This window comes from Providencia rettgeri (assembly GCF_023205015.1).
In the GTDB taxonomy this organism is placed as follows: Bacteria; Pseudomonadota; Gammaproteobacteria; order Enterobacterales; family Enterobacteriaceae; genus Providencia; species Providencia rettgeri_E.
Genome location: NZ_CP096258.1, coordinates 595,954 through 616,166 on the forward strand (window position 1 = coordinate 595,954; position 20,213 = coordinate 616,166).

A 20,213-nucleotide genomic window follows, 5' to 3' on the forward strand; every position below is an offset into this window, starting at 1 on the left:
AAGATATTGTCCGCTAAATCTATCGGCGATTTTAATAAATCACTTTCACAAAGCTATTACGGCAATATGTTTCATATTCATCAGAAAGCTGCCGATTTGTGACAATCACATCAAATTGTGATAATTCCCCCATATTGGCGGTAGCGACTTCATCAAACAGGTTATAGGGCGCTAATAAAATCTTACGGATAGATTTCTCCATAGCTTTTTTCTTCATGGGTAAATCATCGAGATTATAGCAAGTTACGCCAAAATTCCCATGTACACCGGCCGCTGAAATAAAGGCTTTTTTCGGGTTGATTGAATCCAGTAATGAAGGGAGTGAAGGGTTGTAAAAAGAGTCACTTTTAGGGCGATACTCCCCGCCACACAGTAGCGCGGTCGCATTTTTTTTCTGGCTAAGGGCGAGAAAAACGTTATGAGAGTAACAAATACCAGTGAAATTAATCTCTTCGGGGATGAGTGAAATCAAGGTGGCCATTTCAATACCATTATCAAAGAAGATGACATCATCTTCAGTTACCATGCTTGCTGCAAGATTAGGAATATATAATTCTTCAGTTTGATCTGGCGTAAAAACATCCGCATGCGGCTCTTGGGTAACTAAATTGGCAGGTTGGGTAACAGAAACAATATAGCCGCCAAGGAGCGACATTGGGATGGGGCCTTCGGTGTCAGCGCTTAGGTCTCGTCGAATAGTCATTTCTGAGACTTCGAGTATTCTAGCGGCTTCTTTTAAATGAATGCGTCCTGAGCGTTTTAAACATTCACTTAAACGGCGAAGGCGTTCTTTTTGTTTAGTTTCTATCACCCTACAATCCTTTTATGAGATACAAAATTGGCGCGGTTAGACCGCGCCCATTGACTTAATAGTCACTTGGTTTGGTGTTATTGCCTGTGACAATGGCAACACTCGCACTTGCACCTACACGGTTTGCACCCGCTTCAATCATTTTAATTGCTGTTTCGCGGTCACGTACACCACCGGAGGCTTTTACACCGACTTCATCGCCAACGACTTTACGCATCAGGGCGACATGGTGTTCAGTTGCCCCCATTGTACTGAAACCTGTTGAAGTTTTCACAAAACCGACTTTAATTGTGCGGCAAATTTCACAAACTTGGGTAATTTCTTCATCAGTTAACAGGCAATTTTCTAAAATAACTTTTAATGTTGCTTTACCGCAGGCGGCAAATACAGCTTCGATATCACGACGGACAAAGTCTAAGTCGCCACTTTTGAGCATGCCAATGTTGATCACCATATCGACTTCATCAGCACCACGGCGTACAGCTTCTGCGGCTTCAAATGCTTTGGCTTCTGTTAAGCATGCCCCTAGTGGAAAGCCTACCACACAGCAAACTTTAACGTCGCTGTTTTTTAAAAGTTCGCTGGCTAAAGGAACATAACCTGTGTTCACACAGACAGATGCAAAATGGTGCTCTGCAGCTTCTGTACACAGTTTAGTAATATCGCTGACAGTCGCATTCGCAGCAAGTAAAGTGTGATCAATATATTTTGCTAAGTCTTGCATTTTCAACTTTCCTATATAAATGTGGGATAGACAACAAAGAATGAGGAAATGTGGTAGATATAACACTTGATCATTCGTTATTCGAGATCCTAATCACAAATGATATTTTTGCAACATGATAATGTTACTATCATATCATTATGTGATTTATTTAACACGAGGGACATTATGGATATAGCAGTTATTGGTTCAAACATGGTTGATTTGATCACTTACATCGATCAAATGCCAAAAGAAGGCGAAACGTTAGAAGCGCCAGCTTTCAAAATTGGTTGCGGTGGTAAAGGTGCGAACCAAGCGGTTGCTGCTGCTAAGTTAAATTCAAAAGTGATCATGCTAACCAAAGTCGGTGATGATATTTTTGCAGATAATACGATCCGCAATCTAGAGTCTTATGGCATTAACACCCGTTATGTGGAAAAAGTACCTTGTACCTCCAGTGGTGTTGCGCCAATTTTTGTTAATCAAAATTCATCAAATAGTATTTTGATCGTCAAAGGGGCGAATAAGTTTTTATCCCCTGAAGATATCGATCGCGCAGCGGAAGATCTGAAAAAATGTAAATTGATCGTTCTGCAATTAGAAGTCCAACTTGAAACAGTTTATCACGCGATTTCATTCGGTAATAAACATGGGATCCCTGTGTTGCTTAATCCAGCGCCTGCACAGCGCACGCTCGATCTCGATTTTGCCTGCCGATGTGATTTCTTTGTCCCTAATGAAACTGAACTCGAAATTTTAACCAATATGCCAGTCGACACGATGGATAACATTCGTCGTGCTGCGCAGTCTTTACTGGATAAAGGGTTAAAAAACGTCATCGTGACATTAGGGGAAAAAGGGGCGTTATGGATGACCCGCGACAGCGAGTTACATATACCCGCAATTAAAGTGAATGCGATTGACACCAGTGGTGCAGGGGATGCCTTTATCGGTTGTTTCTCTCATTACTATGTCCATACGGGGAATATTGAAGAAGCACTGAAAAAAGCAGTGATGTTTTCGGCTTTCAGTGTAACAGGGAAAGGCACTCAATCTTCTTATCCAAGTGTTGAGCAATTTAATGAATTTGTACAAATCAACACAGCTAATGAATAGCTAAATAATAATAGTCCAACGTAGCTATATACCCTTTGAAAAATTAAGTGGTCATCAGAGCCACATAGCCACTCATCGGGTATAAATTATAAAAATATAAGGGTTACTATGAACATTAAGAACATCACTCAGTTACCGGATGGCTACCTGAGTAAGACACCTCTATTCCAATTTATCCTATTATCGTGCCTGTTCCCATTGTGGGGATGCGCAGCAGCATTAAATGATATTTTAATCACACAGTTTAAAAGTGTCTTTGAACTCAGCAACTTCGCCTCTGCTTTGGTACAAAGCGCATTCTATGGAGGTTATTTCTTAATCGCTATTCCAGCGTCGTTAGTGATTAAAAAAACCAGTTATAAATATGCCATTATGGTCGGGCTGATCCTATACATCGCGGGTTGCAGTATGTTCTTCCCGGCATCTCATATGGCGACTTACACCATGTTCTTGGCTGCTATTTTCGCCATTGCGATTGGTTTAAGCTTCCTTGAAACCGCAGCGAATACTTACAGCTCAATGATAGGCCCTAAACAGTACGCCACATTGCGTTTAAATATTAGCCAAACTTTCTACCCAATTGGCGCAGCTGGTGGGATCTTACTGGGTAAATATCTGGTATTTTCCGAAGGAGAGAGTTTACAAAACCAAATGGCGGGAATGAATGCGGAACAAATCCATGAATTCCGTTTAGCCATGTTGGAAAATACCCTCGAACCTTACCGTTACATGATTATGGTATTGGTGGTGGTAATGATTTTATTCCTTATTACCAAGTTTCCTAAATGTAAAGTGGCAGAAACGCAAGATCATAAGCGTCCGACGGCGTTAGAAACCTTAAAATATTTAGCGAAAAATAGCCGCTTTAGAAAAGGAATTATCGCCCAGTTCTTATATGTCGGAATGCAAGTGGCTGTGTGGTCATTTACCATTCGCCTCGCGCTAGAGATGGGGGATATTAACGAGCGTGATGCCTCGAATTTCATGGTGTACAGCTTTGCCTGTTTCTTTATTGGTAAGTTTATCGCCAATATTCTAATGACCCGATTTAATGCAGAGAAAGTCCTAATTATCTATTCGGTGATTGGTGCACTGTTCCTGATGTATGTTGCATTTATTCCGAATTTCACCGCGGTGTATGCAGCGGTCATGGTGAGTATTTTGTTTGGACCTTGCTGGGCAACCATTTATGCAGGTACTTTGGATACTGTTGATAATGAGCACACTGAAATGGCTGGAGCGGTCATTGTCATGGCGATTGTTGGTGCTGCGGTTGTTCCTGCGGTTCAAGGCTATGTTGCAGATATGCTTCACTCATTACAACTTTCATTCCTTGTTTCCATGTTGTGCTTCGTGTATGTCGGTATTTACTTTATTGGTGAACGCCGTTTTAAAGCGAAACAAGCCGCGAAATAGTGCCTAAATTGGGTAGTGTGAGCTACCCAATTCCATTTACCTCATTAAACCGTGAGTATGAAAATGAATACATTGATACCTCTTCACAAAAGCTTATTTACGGAAACCCCGACGCTTATTTTAAAAAATAACCAATTTACGGCCACTGCATTTCGTTACCAAACTGGCGTGGAAGGGCTACGAATTGAAAATCAACAAGGGTATTTAACGATTTTACCTTTTTTAGGGCAAATGATTTGGGATGCAGAATTTTGTGGCCAAAATCTGAAAATGGAAAACATGTTTTCAGCGCCAAAACGTGTTCCAACGGTCGTTGAAACCTATGGTTGTTTTGCTTTTCACTCAGGCTTAATCAGCAATGGCTGTCCTTCCCCAGAAGATTCTCACCCATTACATGGAGAAATGCCTTGTGCAGCAATGGATAGCGCTTGGATTGAACTGACAGGCGAAAGTTTAAAAGTTGTCGGTGAATATGAGTATGTGATGGGTTTTGGTCATCATTATCGTGCGACACCGTCAGTGCAATTAAACTCAGATAGCGCATTATTTGATATTCATATGTCAGTCACCAATTTAGCCTCGGTGCCTATGCCTCTCCAATATATGTGCCATATGAATTATGCTTACGTGGAGAATGCAACACTGACGCAAAATATCCCTGAAAATGCGATTAAATTGCGTGAATCAATACCAGGGCATGTTCAGCCAACTGAAAAATGGCTCGAATTTAATGAAGCGCTGAAATCCGGTAAAGTCACATTAAATCAGCTTAATCAGCCACAAATGTGTGACCCTGAAATTGTCTTTTTTATGGATGATCTTAGCCAATATACCGCAACGCCTGAGTTTAGAATGGTTTCACCCACAGGGGATACGTTTGTCACTCGTTTTAAATCTAATGAGCTAAATTATGCGACCCGTTGGATTTTGTATAATGGTGACCAAAAAGTTGGCGCATTTGTCCTCCCTGCAACGTGTCGTCCAGAAGGTTTCTTAGCGGCAAAAAATAGCCAAACACTGATTTGGTTGGAGGCGGGGCAAACCCGTGAATTTACTGTTACTACCGGTGTTGAAAAGTAGTTTTTATCTCAAAAAGGCAGCATTGCTGCCTTTTACTCATATTGCTGACATTCTTCTTCCAAATCAGCGAGAAGCGCCGCAGCATCATAAATCAGTGTTTTTTTCCCATCAGATTGCATCATCAAAGCAACCTTAATATTTGCGTCATGCATATCAGGTAGCATTTCTGTCATCAGGTGTTCAAGTGTAAATGGCATTGGCGTAAAATTCGCCCATTCACCCGTTAAACATAACTCAACATACGCTCTGGCCGGCCATAGGGGCAGAAAGAGGCAGTTTTCATCATTCCATGCGGTAACGAGGTTTTGCCCATCGCCGAGGCTCCATACCTGCTCCCAGTCAGCGATTTTACTGACAAAATAGCCATACTGCTGGTGCGGCCTAAGCGCATAAACATTGTGTATTTCTTTGTCGTTTGGGGAAAATAGCTTTTTATTCATTATTGGATAATCTAAAAAGTAACTGATAATTATTGGGAAAATTATCTTTATAATTGTTATCTTAATAATAAGATAACGAGAAATAATACACAGTAAAACAAATAAAAATAAAGCCTATCAGGTAAATTTTAGGGCGGTTAGAAATGATAGAAGCACTACTTGAAAAATATGCGATTGGCATGACACTGATTGCCGCTTTTCTCGCAATCTATTTAGCTTTTGAGATTGTACATAAACGACGTAAACATAAACATAAGCGCAAAAGTATTTTGATCCATGTGGTTCAAACCCTAGTGCTGTGTGGCGTAGTTATTGTTATTGCTCAATATGTCGATATGGCAGCAACGGATTTTGATTTAACGTTTATTTCAACCTCTTTGGTTAATTTTTTCACTATCTCATTGATTGCATTGATTTTAATGAGGAAACTGTTCCAGTTGGCGAACCGACTAGAAAAAACACAGATTAAAAAAGGCAGCGACCCCACTTCGGCTCGTATTGTCGCCCGCGTATTTAAAACCGCAATATTTGTCATTATGGTGCTGCTGTTTGGTGAGCATTTTGGGATGAGCTTGTCTGGTTTGATGGCATTTGGTGGGATTGGCGGTATTGCTATCGGTATGGCCGGCAAAGATATCTTAAGTAACTTTTTCTCAGGGTTAATGCTCTATTTTGACCGGCCCTTTAATATTGGTGATTGGGTCAGTTCACCGGATAGAAATATTGAAGGCACGGTGGTTGAAATTGGCTGGCGGATCACCAAGATTATTACGTTTGATCACCGCCCGTTATACATTCCTAACTCGGTTTTTTCTTCTATTAGTGTGGAAAACCCGGGGCGCATGACTAACCGACGCATCAAAACTGAAATTGGTTTACGTTATGAAGATTCAGACAAAATTGGTGCGATTGTCGACGATATCCGCACGATGTTGCAACAAGATGCCAATATCGATACCAGCCAAACTTTATTAGTTTATTTCGATACGTTTGCCGATTCTTCGTTAAATATTATGGTGTATTGCTTTACCAAAACAACAGTTTGGGCTGAATGGTTAGCCGCTCAGCAAGCGGTGTATTTGAAGATCATTGAGATAGTTAAACGCCACGATGCGGACTTTGCATTCCCATCACAGACTTTGTATGTAGAAAAAAACAACTAACGTCCCATTACGGATAAATTGGCCGATTAATTGGTGGTGATCACCAGGTTAATTGGTTAATTTATCTTTTTATTATCTTTATGATGGCCTGAAATATGGAGGGGTGGGTTGTGATGAGATAGAATTTTTATGCTATTAACCAGTGGCTTATAAAATATATTCAACTTTCCAAATCTGGCTATCTTTTCTGCCCATGCTAATCATTTCAATTCCCTGATCTATCAAGTATATTGTCCGCCTCTTTTCCTCAGCTAACTAAGAGCCAGACTGCTATGAACAAAATCAATGTGGCATGTAGCCAGGGGGTCGCAATCTATTTCACTAATCAATTTCAGTGGGTAGATATTCGCGATGCACAGTTAAACAATATTGCTGCTGTTGTGCTATCTGAACAAGATGCCAACCAAGGCCTGTGGGAAAGAGTCGTTGAGAGCCAGCTGAGTATTCCGCTGTTTATCATCAGTGATAAACAGCTGCCAACCGATGAAAACTTACCACCTTATTTAACAGCGTTATTACCACCAGCGCCCGCTGCTCGTGAAGAAAATAGCCGTCAATTACTCGATGCTGCGGATCAGTATCTTAAACAGTTATTACCGCCATTTTTTGCTCGAATGATGGATTATGCTGCGGGTCATAATGTGACTTTTGCCTGTCCGGGGCATCAAGGCGGCCAATTTTTCCGTCGCCACCCGACAGGGGAACAATTTTATCAATTTTATGGCGAAAACCTGTTCCGTACCGATTTATGCAATGCCGATGTGGCAATGGGCGATTTATTGATCCATGAAGGTGCCGCGAAAGAGGCACAAAAATTCGCCGCGAAAGTGTTCAATGCGGACAAAACGTATTTTGTGTTAAATGGCACCTCATCATCCAACAAAGTGGTGCTAAATGCGCTATTAACACCGGGTGATTTGGTTTTGTTCGATCGTAATAATCATAAATCAAACCACCATGGGGCGTTGATACAGGCGGGAGCCACACCAGTTTACCTTGAAACGGCACGTAATCCTTTTGGCTTTATCGGAGGAATTGATGCGCACTGTTTTGATGATAATTATTTACGTGGGCTTATCCAAGAAGTGATGCCGGAAAAAGCTCAGGCCAAGCGGCCATTCCGCTTAGCGGTGATCCAGCTAGGGACTTATGACGGTACAGTGTATAACGCAAGGCAAGTCGTTGATAAAATAGGTCATTTATGTGATTACATTTTATTTGATTCTGCGTGGGTGGGATATGAACAATTTATTCCAATGATGCGCCAGTGCTCGCCATTGCTACTTGAATTAAATGAAAACGACCCTGGGATTATGGTGACTCAGTCGGTTCATAAGCAATTGGCTGGTTTTTCTCAAGCCTCACAAATCCATAAAAAAGATAACCACATCAAAGGACAAGAGCGTTTTGTTTCACACAAAAAACTCAACAATGCTTTTATGATGCACGCCTCTACAAGCCCATTTTATCCCTTATTTGCCTCTTTAGATGTGAATGCACGTATTCACCAAGGTGATGCAGGTAAAATGATGTGGATGGACTGCGTGAAAGTGGGGATTGAGGTAAGAAAATCGATATTTCAGCACTGCCGTTATTTTAAGCCTTTTGTCCCTGAAATGGTGGATGGCAAGGCATGGCATGAATACCCAACGGAACAAATCGCTGCGCAGCAGCGCTTCTTTAATTTCATACCGCAAGAGCGTTGGCATGCGTTTGAGGGGTATTCACAGGACCAATACTTCGTTGACCCTTGCAAATTGATGCTAACAACCCCGGGTATTGATGTCGAAAGTGGCGAATATGACGCTTTTGGCGTTCCTGCGACGATTTTGGCGCATTTTTTACGTGAACACGGTGTGATCCCTGAGAAGTGCGACTTAAATTCAATTTTGTTTTTGTTAACTCCCGCAGAAACCCGTGAAAAACTGGAGCTACTAGTCTCTCATTTAGTCCGTTTCGAACAGTTACTGGATGAAGACGCACTATTGGAAGAGGTTTTGCCATCGGTTTATCAACGTTATCAGGCACATTACCAAGGCTACACATTACGTCGCCTGTGCCAAGAAATGCATCAGCTCAGCGTTAATGACAACATTAAACAGCTGCAAAAAGAGATGTTCCGTAAAAATCACTTCCCTGAAGTGAAAATGGCGCCTCAGCAAGCGCATTTAGAATTTATTCGTGGTAACTGTGAATTATTGCCATTGGATGAATTAGAAGGACGTATTGCTGTTGAAGGTGCGCTACCGTACCCACCGGGTGTATTGTGTGTGGTGCCAGGGGAAGTGTGGTCAGGCCCAGTACTGCGCTATTTCAAGGCACTAGAAACGGGGATTAATGCATTACCGGGCTTTGCGCCTGAGCTACAAGGTGTGTATATTTCGAAAAATGAAGGTGAGAAAAAACGTGTCTATGCGCATGTTTTGAAATAAATTTCCAAGTATTCAGATATTAAGCATAGATTTTGCCTTGCTAGCTCGCTAAATTGGGGTCAGTGCCATTTCTGACTCCAATTTAAGAAGGTAAGGTATGAGCAAAAAAATAATCCTCGATTGTGATCCCGGCCATGACGATGCTATCGCGTTATTACTGGCCTATGGTAACCCTGACATTGAATTATTGGCGGTAACAACGGTTGCCGGCAACCAAACCCTCAAAAAAGTCACTCATAATGCATTGGCTATCGCTGAAATGGCGAAGATCACCGGTGTTCCATTTGCCGCGGGTTCGGTTCGCCCCTTAGTTCGGGAAATTGAAGTCGCACCTGATATTCATGGGGAATCAGGGCTTGATGGGCCTGTATTACCAACACCCACATTGACGCTTGATGAACGGCATGCGGTTTCGCTGATTATCGAAACGATTATGTCTCATCCTCCTAAAACAGTGACTTTAGTGCCTACCGGTGCATTAACCAATATTGCGCTTGCTGCTCGTCTTGAACCGCGCATTGTCGAACGAGTTAAAGAAGTGGTGCTGATGGGCGGGGGCTACCATGTTGGAAATTGGAGTGCAGTGGCTGAATTTAACATCAAAATTGACCCAGAAGCGGCTCATATTGTTTTCAATGAAAAGTGGCCACTAACCATGGTGGGGTTAGATCTCACCCATCAAGCGCTGGCTACCCCTGATGTTGTGAAAGAAATTGCTGAGATTGGCAGTGATTGTTCGCAATTTGTCGTCGAATTACTGGATTTCTTTGGGAAAATGTACAAACAAGCTCAAGGCTTTGATGCTCCGCCAGTACACGACCCTTGTGCGGTTGCCTATGTCATTGATCCGACAGTAATGACTACGCAAAAAGTGCCTGTGAATATTGAGCTGACAGGAACGCACACGCTAGGCATGACAGTGGCTGATTTCCGTCATCCGGCGCCTGAAAATTGCCATACTCAAGTCGCGGTTAAGTTAGACCATCATAAATTTTGGCAGTTAATTATCAATGCATTAAAAAATATTGGGTAATAAATGGATAATGAAATAGAACAGATGCCTTATGAGGCATTAATTGAACGCAGTATGAATGCGTTACAGGCCAAAAACCAATTTCATTGTGATACATGGAAATTAGATGAAGCAGATTGGTCCGTGAACCAAGACGAAGGAACCATTATTTTTCATGCGCCTGACAATATAATGGCAACAGCGCCAGTGCAAATTGTTGGTACTTATGACCAAAACCAAGGCAGTTGGATGTGGAGTTGGGCAAACAGTTCTATCGACAGCGCTTTAACCCAAGATGCAATCGCAGTGAAAGCTTATGGTGAGCGGAGAGATAACGCATTATTGACCGCTCGAATTAGTCACATCGAAGAATATGATGCATGGCAATTAACGGCATTGGCTTGCGAACTCAATAGTCAGCAAGGGGTATACCGTGGAATTGCGGGGCATACTTTGATATTTATGACATTTGGTGAAGTGTCTCTTCAACAAATTTAGGTCATATGGGGGCTCTATGGTCGATAAGGCATTTTAGCGCCTTTATTCTATAACTAGTCCGTTATACTCAATTTCTTTTTCAATGAGGAGCTTGCTCATGTTAGATATTGCACTTGAAGCCGCTGAATTAGTCAAAACCATGACGGTAGACGCTTTTGAAGGGGCTGGAAAGTTTGATTATAAACCTGATCGTTCCGTAGTTACGGAAACGGATACCCGAGTTGAAGAAGAAATTAGGTCATTCTTTGCACAAAAAACACCGAATATCGCTGTTTTAGGTGAGGAGTTTGGCTTTATTGGTGAGCAGCAATTCAGTTCTGGCTGGGTAATTGACCCGATTGATGGTACGCGTGCATTTATTTATGGAGTGCCATTATTTAGTACGCTAATTGCTTATGTGGAAAATGGGGAACCATTACTTAGTGTGATTAGTTTTCCTGCGATATCCACACTCTACTTTGCCTCACAAGGGGAAGGGTGCTGGGTGCAAACAGCTCGTCAGGCTCCAAGACAACTTAAACTCGAAAGCCAATCGCCTAAATCATTATCAGAAGCCGTGGTAAGCGCATCAGGTATTCATAGTAGTAATTATAATTCCCGAGAAGGGGCGCAAATTTATCATTTGGATGCAGTTGTGGGCCAAGCAAGGGATTTTATTTTTGCCAATGATGCATATCAGCATGCCATGGTTGCTAGTGGTCGTATTCATGGTGCGATTGATACCATAATGAAACCTTGGGATAGTGCAGCACTTATTCCGTGCATCCGAGAGGCGGGCGGGGAAGTTTGTGCATTAAATGGACAGCGTCAGCAAGCCATGTTTGCAGGAAGCTTACTATCAGCCGCGACGCCAGAATTAGCTGAGCAAATTATTGAACTGATGAATAGTTGAAGATGAAAGCCTGAAGATAGGCTTCTTCACGCGATTTAGTTGGTATAAATTAGCTAAAATCAAAATGCAAACGTAGTTTTTTGCAATGTAAACAACGAAATAAATAACCTTGAGCAGCGCTATCTTGATGGAGAATATTCGCGAGCTCTGAAATTGAAAAACCGTAATCAGCGATATCATTTTCAAGGGAAACAAATTCACCCAGTCTATCTTTGATGTCATCCCAATAAACATAGCCTATAAATTCACAAGGCTCTTGGCAGTGTGCGAGCCAAATTTCTTGTTGCCACCCTTGATAGCCCGGTGTTCGTTTAATTAGTTCATCAAAAATTTCAGCAGGATAGGGGGTTATGGTATGTGAAAACTCACCGTCTTCGTCATATTCGCAATCAATACCTTCAACACTGGCAGGGTCTTGAAACTCACCATCAAATTTTGCACTGGCAGAACCATCGGCAATACACCAAGGACACAAAGTATCAATGTCCTCAATAGAATAAAACGGGCTTTCATAATAAATATCAGTAGGTTGCTTACAGCAATCACAGGTTACTGTTTTATCCGTCAGAAAAGCTTCAGTTTCAATAGGATTCGGATGGTACCTAAATGTAGGGAGTGTTCGGTTATTGAGTGGCATATACAGTTCCTATTAAAGGTTGCGCGAGAAGTAAACCAACTTTGGGAAAGCATAGCACAAGGCTGCTTGATTATATCTTTCGGTTTTATTCCATGGTGAGTTTCAGATAAAGTAAATCATTCAATTAATTTGAATAAGTTGAGCGATATTATTAGCTTTAACCTAAATAACGTTGTCGATAAGATACCTTCATCGCAGACAACAAGGGTTGTCTCATCGAATAATAAGTGAAGGAATTAGATTATGAACATGTTAAAAACATTGATGGCAGCTTCTGTATTATCTATGGTCGCATTTGGTGCATCAGCAGCAACAATCACTGCAACAGGTGATACACTGGCTTCAACAGAAGCAAAAATTGCAGCTAAAGCTAAAGCCGCGGGTGCAGATAGCTATACCATTACCAGTGCTCGTATGGGAAATTTTGTCACAATGAGCGCAGAAACTAACTAATTAATGAGTCTGAATTGTTGTTGAAGTTTTTTATCTGAAAATGGCGTTTTAAGTTGGATTTAAACGCTGTTTTTAGGTTGATATATTGCGATATAGTAAAACAAGTATTTGTAATTTTAAAACCCTCGGTGTGGATTTGCATATCGGGGGCTGTCTGTTGTAATCAATCGCGCTCAGCGCTCGATATGCTATAATCCCTTTCTTTCATTGCCGCAGCTCGCTATTTTCGGGGCTAGATAACCGATACCAATACACAAGACCAACATGCATCAAAATACCTCAAAACAAGGCTACACCAACTTAAACCGATTTTCCGTTGCGCCGATGCTCGATTGGACAGATCGCCATTGCCGTTATTTTCATCGTTTATTAAGCAAAAATACCTTGCTGTATACCGAAATGGTCACAACAGGGGCGATTATTTACGGAAAAGGAGACTATCTTGCCTTTAGTGAGGAAGAGCATCCTGTTGCATTACAGCTAGGTGGTAGTGACCCAGCCGCATTGGCGCAATGTGCTAAGTTGGCACAAGAACGTGGTTATGATGAAATCAACCTAAATGTCGGGTGCCCATCAGATCGCGTACAAAATGGGCGTTTTGGTGCTTGTTTAATGGGGGACGCCCAATTGGTGGCCGATTGCGTGAAAGCCATGCAAGACATGGTTTCTATCCCAGTAACCGTAAAAACCCGTATTGGAATTGATGAGCAAGACAGTTACGCGTTTTTATGTGATTTCATTGAAACCGTTTCAGATAAAGGCGGTTGCGAAATGTTTATTATCCATGCGCGTAAAGCATGGCTATCTGGCCTTAGCCCAAAAGAAAATCGCGAAATCCCACCATTAGACTATCCACGAGTTTATCAATTAAAACGTGATTTTCCTCATTTGACCATGGCGATTAATGGTGGAGTCAAAACGCTGGAAGAAGCAAAAGAGCATCTTCAACACCTAGATGGCGTCATGGTGGGGCGCGAAGCCTATCAAAACCCGTCTATTTTAACGGCGGTTGATAACCAATTGTTTGGGGAGCACTTTCCTGTCACCAATGGTGTTGATGCAGTTAGAGCGATGTATCCCTATATCGAAAAAGAGTTATCGAAAGGCGCTTATTTAGGCCATATGACCCGCCATATGTTAGGGATTTTCCAAGGTATCCCCGGTGCGCGCCAATGGCGTCGTCATTTAAGTGAAAATGCGCATAAAAAAGGGGCTGACTTAGCCGTTGTTGAGCAAGCTCTCGAATTTGTGACGCGTGGTGAGTGAGTATAAATTACTCGTAAAGGCAAAACTCTAGCTCAATTACAGTTACTTTATGTAACTTTATGGATTGTATAATATTTGTTCAGTTTGAGTGCGATCTTAATTGAACAAGTATAGGAATGTTTAAATGCATACGGTTATGTAATTCATTGAAATACTAATATCTTATTGATTTCGCACGTTGCCAACACCTAAGCCAGCTTTCGCTGGCTTAGGTCTTTGAAAAGGGGTGACATATGCAGCGATCCTCTCTATTTTCTTTACTCATTTCATTCTTTATTTGATGGGCTTCCTTGGCGAAAATTCCATCGAGAGAATCGATTATGTAAAAGCCAATTATCGTCAATCGCAGACTGCAATGACATTTCTTGAATATAAAAGATCTAGTGAATGGTAAGTTCTATTTCTTGAATGGATATTTGTTACTATTTTTATTATATAACTTTATATTAAATATATGTGAATATTAATATCGAAATTTTGGTGTTTTTTGGATTAAAAAACTAATTGGTTATTGACAGAATAAAAATGTCGATGCTATAAGTGTTAATGAAATGTTTTTTTAATGTTTCATTTCACCTTCATGACATAAACATACCCATATACTTTTTAATCTAAAGTAAGGAGCTCATATGAGCGAAATTCAAAATATAGCCCGCCTATACAAATCTCCAAAAAGTGTTGAAGTAATAAATGCAGAAGGAAATAGTTTTACTGACATGATCCTACAGACAAAATCTGTGGCAACTGTTGCTTTAGATAAGCTTGCTTATCTGGCTGGAATCAAAAATGCACCAGCAGATGATAAATATTATCAACTTAATACAAGTAGCCTAAGCGAACTAATAAAAAGTGCAGAAAGTGCAGGTTATGACATAGAAGTGGTCAATATTTAATTATCTTGGCGGCCTGTAGGTTAGGGCTGCCACCTTAAATGAGGTTTTATATGGATGAAATTAATGATCTCAACCAAAAAATAACTATTACAGGGTTACATTGGATCTCACGATGGAGAGTTAATAATGGAAAGTCAGACTCATATGTTATTCCTTTCGTTACTACCTACCCTATAAATATTATCTATCATGGTGAGCATGAATTTAAATACGGTCAGTATGGGATTCATTTAGGCCAGCAAGATATGCTGACTTTCATCGGAAATACAGAGCAAATCATAACTGCAAAATTCATCGATTGCCGTGCAAATTCCCCCACATTCAGAGTATCATTGGAATTTAATATTACTCCATCTTCGGCAAAAACACTTGTAATTCCACCTGGCATTGCTCATACATTTCATAATCTGGAAAATATATTCACAATTAATTCCTATGCACTTTTTCTTCCTGATATTGAAACATTATCGCGACCTGACCTTACTTGGTTTCCTGACAATGATGTTATAAATATACCAGAAAATGTTCATCCTTTAGAGGTATCTGGCTACTTTCCAATGACAGAAGAAGCAGCTGATATTGTTTATCATCGTATTGCTGAATATCAGCATAAAAATTTAATGAAACACAAATTTCAACATTCTGAAACTCGAGAGCTTAACTTAGATGATGGAAGCAAAATAAATGTACGTATCAGAGAGAAAATTAATGATGATGAGGTTTTGGTTCTACCTAATTCAATAATTATTGGTGTTGAATTTAAAGAAATTCCATCAGTCAAAACAGGGAAATACAGTGGAATTGTCCCACTGACAAGAATGTCACCGATGTATATTGTAGAACATGGTTATGAACATTACGATTTTGATTCTTATGGATTACATTTGGGCCAAGAAGACCATTTAACTTTTCTGGGCAAAGCCGAACATCAAATTACACTAAAGCTAGTTGATATGAGGGAAGGTTCGGATACTATTTTCGTTGAAGATGAAATAACATTTACTCCTTTGCCTAATGTGGAATTAGTTATTCCATGTGGTGTAGCGCATGCCCTGATGAATATGGCTGGCGTGGTTACTGTTAATAGACCGATTATTTATATCAGTGAGGATAAAGAATATATTCCTGGTCATGATGTAATAGACTGGCCAATAAAAAATCTAAATTATATGAGTTATAAGACAAATAATATCAAAGCAGATAAAAAATACTATGAGTTTCTGATTGAGAAGCAGAAGGAAATAGTCAGAGAGGCACCCACGCACAACACACCTAAATCAGTAGTGGTATTTGATGATAAGTTAGGTCGATATGTTAAAGTGTTATTGAAGGAGAAGGTATAAAAATATAAGTTATGAGCAACCTATTCTTTTTAATGCTTTTTTTCGTACTTACTGCGGATGGCCTTATGGTCTTTCTCACGCCAGTTCTAGTTTACCAGTTAACAGGTAGTATTGAATATTCAGGTTTATCCTATGCTCTATGGTGGTTACCAAGAATATTAATTATTCCACTTATTGGTAAATACATTGATAGACTTGGAGTACGCCCACTTTCTATTTTATCTGATGTTATCAAATCAATAGGATGTCTATTTTTAGCTTTCAATGATTTTTCTTCAGACCTAATAATTGCAGTCGCATTTGGTATTGTGGGTAGCCTAATATCAATAGGAAATTCTCAAACTATTATTTCTTATGAGAAAATTATCTCATTAATAAGTTACAAAAAGGAATATCATGTTAATTTAATATCAAGAATGGACTTTTCTGGAATGATAGTAGGTCCATTGATTGGCATGATAATTATCGACTATGGGATTCGTACAGTACTTATCATTCCACTTTTACTTTATATTATTAATGCTCTTTTTTTTATTTTAAAGAAAAAAGAATTGAGCAATATGAAGCATGAAGATAATCAGAATGTTTCAGGTCAGGAAAATGGGCTGTTCAAACACCATTTTATCTATATTTTTTCTATACCAATATTGTTTTTAACCGTATTACTCGCCATTGGTAATAATATGTTTGATAGCATTATTGAATCGAGTGGTACGGCATTGATTGACAAAGAAATGGGGCTTCCTGCGAAGTATTTCGGTTTTATTGATGTTGCGGCTGGCCTTTGTGGTGTCACTGGAACCTATCTCTATAGTTCATTAACTCACTTTATTCAGCGGAAAAAACTTCTACTTAGCGCGGTTCTGATTATTACGGGGAGTTCGATTTTTTTAATATCATATCCTTCATCATTTATAATATTCGTTTGTTTCTACGCAATTTCTATTATTGGTAAAGTCTTTACAGGAAATATTTGTCGAATGGTACGTATAGAATGTATTCCGTCAAATTATTTTGCTGGAGTCTCATCTATTATTGTATTGCTTAATCAGTCTGTGCTCCCTTTTATTGGAATGGTTATATACTTTTTTGGCGATTCAACAACTGTTATTTATTATTTTATGTCAGTAGCAGTAATGATTTCTTTTATATCTGGCGTCTATGTTTATCGGCACATAGCTTCCTCTGTTTAAGCTCTAGAATTAAATCTTAAAAATAGATAAAGCCCCTTAACTAGCAAAAATGACTGGCTAATTAAGGGGGCTATTTATCACGGAATAAGCAAACTCGAACCTTGGGTTTTTCTTGATTCGATAGTGAGGTGGGCTTTTTGTGCATCTTTTAAAGCAAAAATTTGTGATTGCGGCACATCTACATTCACTTTGCCGCTTAAAATCATATCAAATAAGGCATTACTCGCTTGGTCTAGCTCAGCACGGTTAGTCACATAAACGCCTAATGATGGGCGAGTAACGTATAACCCGCCTTTTTGGTTTAAGATCCCCAAATTCACGCCAGTGACAGGGCCTGAGGCGTTACCAAAGCTAACCATCAAGCCACGACGTTTAAGTGAATCTAACGAGGCAAGCCATGTGGATTGACCTACAGAGTCATACGCTACATTCACTTTTTCGCCATGAGTGATTTCTTTCACGCGAGCTGCAATGTCTTCTGTTTGGTAATTGATCACTTCCCATGCTCCTGCATCTTTGGCTCTTAACGCTTTATCTGCAGAACCCACCGTGCCTATCATTTTAGCGCCTAGTGCGTTTGCCCACTGGCACGCTATCAGCCCAACACCGCCTGCAGCGGCATGGAATAGAAAAATTTCGTCACGGCTCAGTTGATAGGTTTGATGGAATAAGTAATAAACTGTCATGCCTTTTAATGAGCTGGCAGCAGCTTGCTCAAACGTAATGCCATCAGGGAGATGAGCGACCGCATTTTCAGGAACATTGTGGACTTCGCTATACGCACCTAGTGGGCCTTGCGCATAAACGACACGATCACCGGGCTTGAAACCTGTGACATGAGCACCGGTTTTTACAACAACACCCGCTGCTTCTGTACCAAGACCACTTGGCAGCTTAGCAACAGGGTATAAACCACTGCGCACATAGGTGTCGATAAAGTTAATCCCAATAGCACGGTTTTCAATTTGAATTTCGTTATCTGCTGGATTTACTGGGGAATAATCTACTAAGTTAAGTACATCAGCGCCGCCATGTTGCGCGAATTCAATACGTTTTGCCATGACAATCTCCAATAAGGACTATTCATTTTAATTACAATAACAATCGTTTTATCATAACGCCATGTTTCAATCAGAAGAATTATAGGTTTGTGCTTTCACTGATGTATTTTATCTTGTGATTACTTTGCGCAAAGACGCAAAGAAAACCACAAAAAAATAAGATTGGCGTATACTAAGCGCAGATCGTTAATTATAGACTTGGATATTAATGTATGGCTAAAAAACCCTCATCAAATTTTAAAACGGATGCCCCACGAGACCACCAAATGGAAGGGTTAAAACTTCCACCACATTCTCTCGAAGCGGAGCAGTCTGTTTTAGGGGGGTTAATGTTAGATAACGAGCGTTGGGATACCGTTTCTGAACGTGTGACTCATGCTGATTTCTTTAGCCGACCCCACCGCACCATTTTCTCGCAAATGCAATTTTTGCTTGAGCAAGGCAAGCCCATTGACCTTATCACCTTATCGGAATCACTAGAACAACAGGGTGAGTTGGATAGCGTCGGTGGTTTTGCTTATTTGGCTGAGCTATCTAAAAATACGCCAAGTGCAGCGAATATTAATGCTTATGCAGACATTGTCCGCGAACGTGCGATTGTTCGCGATATGATTTCTGTTGCTAATGAAATTGCGGATGCAGGTTATGATCCACAAGGGCGAAGCAGTGAAGACCTCCTCGATTTAGCCGAAACCAAAGTTTTCCAAATTGCCGAATCAAGAGCGAATAAAGACGAAGGGCCGAAAGGCATCGAAGCCATTTTGTCAGAAACCGTTGAAAAAATTGAGCAACTTTACCAGCAGCCTCACGACGGTGTTACTGGGGTTTCAACAGGTTACCAAGACCTCGATAAAAAAACGGCCGGCTTGCAAGGGTCGGATTTAATTATTGTTGCCGCGCGTCCATCCATGGGGAAAACCACCTTTGCGATGAACTTGTGTGAAAATGCGGCAATGACAGAAGAAAAACCGGTACTTATCTTCAGTTTGGAGATGCCAGGTAACCAAATTATGATGCGTATGTTGGCGTCACTATCTCGTGTCGACCAAACTCGCATTCGTACTGGGCAACTTGATGATGAAGATTGGGCGCGAATTTCAAGCACGATGGGTATTTTGATGGAAAAGCGCAATATGTACATCGATGACTCTTCGGGCCTGACTCCTACAGAGGTACGTTCACGTGCGCGCCGTATTTATCGTGAGCATGGTGGTTTAAGTTTGATTATGATTGACTACCTCCAATTGATGCGAGTTCCTGCTCTTTCTGATAATAGAACATTAGAAATTGCTGAAATTTCACGCTCACTCAAAGCGTTAGCAAAAGAGCTTAATGTTCCAGTAGTGGCGTTGTCACAGTTAAACCGTAGTCTTGAGCAACGTGCCGATAAACGCCCAGTTAACTCGGATTTACGTGAATCAGGGTCTATCGAGCAAGATGCGGACTTGATTATGTTTATCTACCGCGATGAAGTTTATCACGATAACAGTGAGCTCAAAGGCGTTGCTGAGATTATATTAGGTAAGCAGCGTAACGGACCAATTGGTACCGTGCGCTTGACGTTTAATGGGCAGTGGTCGCGTTTCGATAACTATGCGGGGCCGGCTTATAACGACGAAGACTAAATCCTCGTCATAAATACTCGTCATATTTCGCGCTGTCGCGGTGTTGGCTTCATTCCCTAATCCTAGTCACATACTTTTGTATGCTCCTAGGATTAGCTCAATCGCCGCCTAGCGACAACGCAAACTATTTAGAGTATTGGAATCGTCATATTTCGCGCTGTCGCGGTGTTGGCTTC

At 40.7% G+C, this 20,213-nt stretch carries 19 protein-coding genes; 14 read left to right on the top strand and 5 right to left on the bottom strand.

The genetic code is table 11. The features are described 5' to 3' along the window. Positions 1 to 31 precede the first annotated feature (31 nt). Both deoR and deoC read right to left on the bottom strand, forming a co-directional pair. Positions 32 to 811 carry a DNA-binding transcriptional repressor DeoR gene (gene deoR, locus M0M83_RS02515; protein WP_248467549.1) on the bottom strand — a complete coding sequence of 260 codons (780 nt, stop codon included), beginning with the start codon at positions 809 to 811 and terminating at the stop codon, positions 32 to 34. Positions 812 to 866: 55 nt separating this feature from the next. Beyond that, positions 867 to 1,535, bottom strand: a complete 669-nt coding sequence (gene deoC / locus M0M83_RS02520) for a deoxyribose-phosphate aldolase (protein ID WP_140172627.1) — start codon at positions 1,533 to 1,535, stop codon at positions 867 to 869. Between the two features lie 168 nt (positions 1,536 to 1,703). Between deoC and rbsK the strand changes: the two genes are divergently transcribed. From rbsK to M0M83_RS02535, 3 genes are all read left to right on the top strand, one after another. After that, positions 1,704 to 2,633 (top strand): ribokinase, encoded by a 930-nt coding sequence (gene rbsK, locus M0M83_RS02525; protein ID WP_102139120.1) that lies wholly within the window; start codon positions 1,704 to 1,706, stop codon positions 2,631 to 2,633. Positions 2,634 to 2,741: 108 nt separating this feature from the next. Continuing rightward, positions 2,742 to 4,049: an L-fucose:H+ symporter permease gene (gene fucP / locus M0M83_RS02530; RefSeq protein ID WP_213914026.1), complete on the top strand. Its 1,308-nt coding sequence runs from the start codon at positions 2,742 to 2,744 to the stop codon at positions 4,047 to 4,049. A 63-nt stretch (positions 4,050 to 4,112) separates the two neighbouring features. Continuing rightward, positions 4,113 to 5,129 carry an aldose 1-epimerase family protein gene (locus M0M83_RS02535; protein ID WP_248467550.1) on the top strand — a complete coding sequence of 339 codons (1,017 nt, stop codon included), beginning with the start codon at positions 4,113 to 4,115 and terminating at the stop codon, positions 5,127 to 5,129. Positions 5,130 to 5,161: 32 nt separating this feature from the next. Here the strand turns inward: M0M83_RS02535 and M0M83_RS02540 are convergent, their stop codons facing one another. Then, a complete protein-coding gene (locus tag M0M83_RS02540) occupies positions 5,162 to 5,569 on the bottom strand; it encodes a DUF2750 domain-containing protein (protein ID WP_125892861.1) in 408 nt (135 codons plus the stop codon). Positions 5,570 to 5,712: 143 nt separating this feature from the next. Here M0M83_RS02540 and M0M83_RS02545 point away from each other — a divergent pair, with 143 nt between their 5' ends. The 5 genes from M0M83_RS02545 (at position 5,713) to M0M83_RS02565 (ending at position 11,566) form a co-directional block, all read left to right on the top strand. Beyond that, the gene (locus M0M83_RS02545; protein ID WP_248467551.1) at positions 5,713 to 6,732 is read left to right on the top strand and encodes a mechanosensitive ion channel family protein; all 1,020 of its coding nucleotides are present in this window, start codon (positions 5,713 to 5,715) and stop codon (positions 6,730 to 6,732) included. A 272-nt stretch (positions 6,733 to 7,004) separates the two neighbouring features. Next, positions 7,005 to 9,164, top strand: coding sequence for an ornithine decarboxylase (locus M0M83_RS02550; RefSeq protein ID WP_213914022.1), 2,160 nt, complete (start codon positions 7,005 to 7,007; stop codon positions 9,162 to 9,164). Between the two features lie 97 nt (positions 9,165 to 9,261). Continuing rightward, positions 9,262 to 10,197 (top strand): nucleoside hydrolase, encoded by a 936-nt coding sequence (locus M0M83_RS02555; protein ID WP_213914021.1) that lies wholly within the window; start codon positions 9,262 to 9,264, stop codon positions 10,195 to 10,197. A 3-nt stretch (positions 10,198 to 10,200) separates the two neighbouring features. Continuing rightward, entirely contained in the window at positions 10,201 to 10,674 is a 474-nt protein-coding gene (locus M0M83_RS02560; protein ID WP_213914019.1) for a DUF6882 domain-containing protein, read from the top strand. A gap of 97 nt (positions 10,675 to 10,771) precedes the next feature. Next, positions 10,772 to 11,566 carry an inositol monophosphatase family protein gene (locus M0M83_RS02565; protein WP_125892851.1) on the top strand — a complete coding sequence of 265 codons (795 nt, stop codon included), beginning with the start codon at positions 10,772 to 10,774 and terminating at the stop codon, positions 11,564 to 11,566. 49 nt (positions 11,567 to 11,615) lie between these two features. Here the strand turns inward: M0M83_RS02565 and cbrC are convergent, their stop codons facing one another. Next, the gene (cbrC, locus tag M0M83_RS02570) at positions 11,616 to 12,203 is read right to left on the bottom strand and encodes a PF03691 family colicin E2 tolerance protein CbrC (RefSeq protein WP_248467553.1); all 588 of its coding nucleotides are present in this window, start codon (positions 12,201 to 12,203) and stop codon (positions 11,616 to 11,618) included. Between the two features lie 243 nt (positions 12,204 to 12,446). On the opposite strand from cbrC, the gene M0M83_RS02575 reads away from it, so the two are divergent. The 5 genes from M0M83_RS02575 to M0M83_RS02595 all read left to right on the top strand — a co-directional run bounded on the left by M0M83_RS02575 (position 12,447) and on the right by M0M83_RS02595 (position 17,351). Further along, entirely contained in the window at positions 12,447 to 12,656 is a 210-nt protein-coding gene (locus tag M0M83_RS02575; protein ID WP_125892847.1) for a YdgH/BhsA/McbA-like domain containing protein, read from the top strand. Positions 12,657 to 12,920: 264 nt separating this feature from the next. After that, the gene (dusA, locus tag M0M83_RS02580) at positions 12,921 to 13,922 is read left to right on the top strand and encodes a tRNA dihydrouridine(20/20a) synthase DusA (protein ID WP_248467555.1); all 1,002 of its coding nucleotides are present in this window, start codon (positions 12,921 to 12,923) and stop codon (positions 13,920 to 13,922) included. Between the two features lie 629 nt (positions 13,923 to 14,551). Next, a complete protein-coding gene (locus M0M83_RS02585) occupies positions 14,552 to 14,815 on the top strand; it encodes a hypothetical protein (protein WP_004260915.1) in 264 nt (87 codons plus the stop codon). Between the two features lie 50 nt (positions 14,816 to 14,865). Beyond that, on the top strand, positions 14,866 to 16,158 hold the full coding sequence (locus M0M83_RS02590) for a dTDP-4-dehydrorhamnose 3,5-epimerase family protein (RefSeq protein WP_248467557.1): 1,293 nt from the start codon (positions 14,866 to 14,868) through the stop codon (positions 16,156 to 16,158). An 11-nt stretch (positions 16,159 to 16,169) separates the two neighbouring features. Next, positions 16,170 to 17,351, top strand: a complete 1,182-nt coding sequence (locus tag M0M83_RS02595; protein ID WP_213914009.1) for an MFS transporter — start codon at positions 16,170 to 16,172, stop codon at positions 17,349 to 17,351. A gap of 77 nt (positions 17,352 to 17,428) precedes the next feature. On the opposite strand, the gene M0M83_RS02600 is transcribed toward M0M83_RS02595, so the two are convergent. Then, positions 17,429 to 18,412 carry a quinone oxidoreductase gene (locus M0M83_RS02600; protein WP_213914007.1) on the bottom strand — a complete coding sequence of 328 codons (984 nt, stop codon included), beginning with the start codon at positions 18,410 to 18,412 and terminating at the stop codon, positions 17,429 to 17,431. A 212-nt stretch (positions 18,413 to 18,624) separates the two neighbouring features. Here M0M83_RS02600 and dnaB point away from each other — a divergent pair, with 212 nt between their 5' ends. Continuing rightward, entirely contained in the window at positions 18,625 to 20,037 is a 1,413-nt protein-coding gene (gene dnaB, locus M0M83_RS02605; RefSeq protein ID WP_004260904.1) for a replicative DNA helicase, read from the top strand. The last annotated feature ends 176 nt before the right edge of the window (positions 20,038 to 20,213 follow it).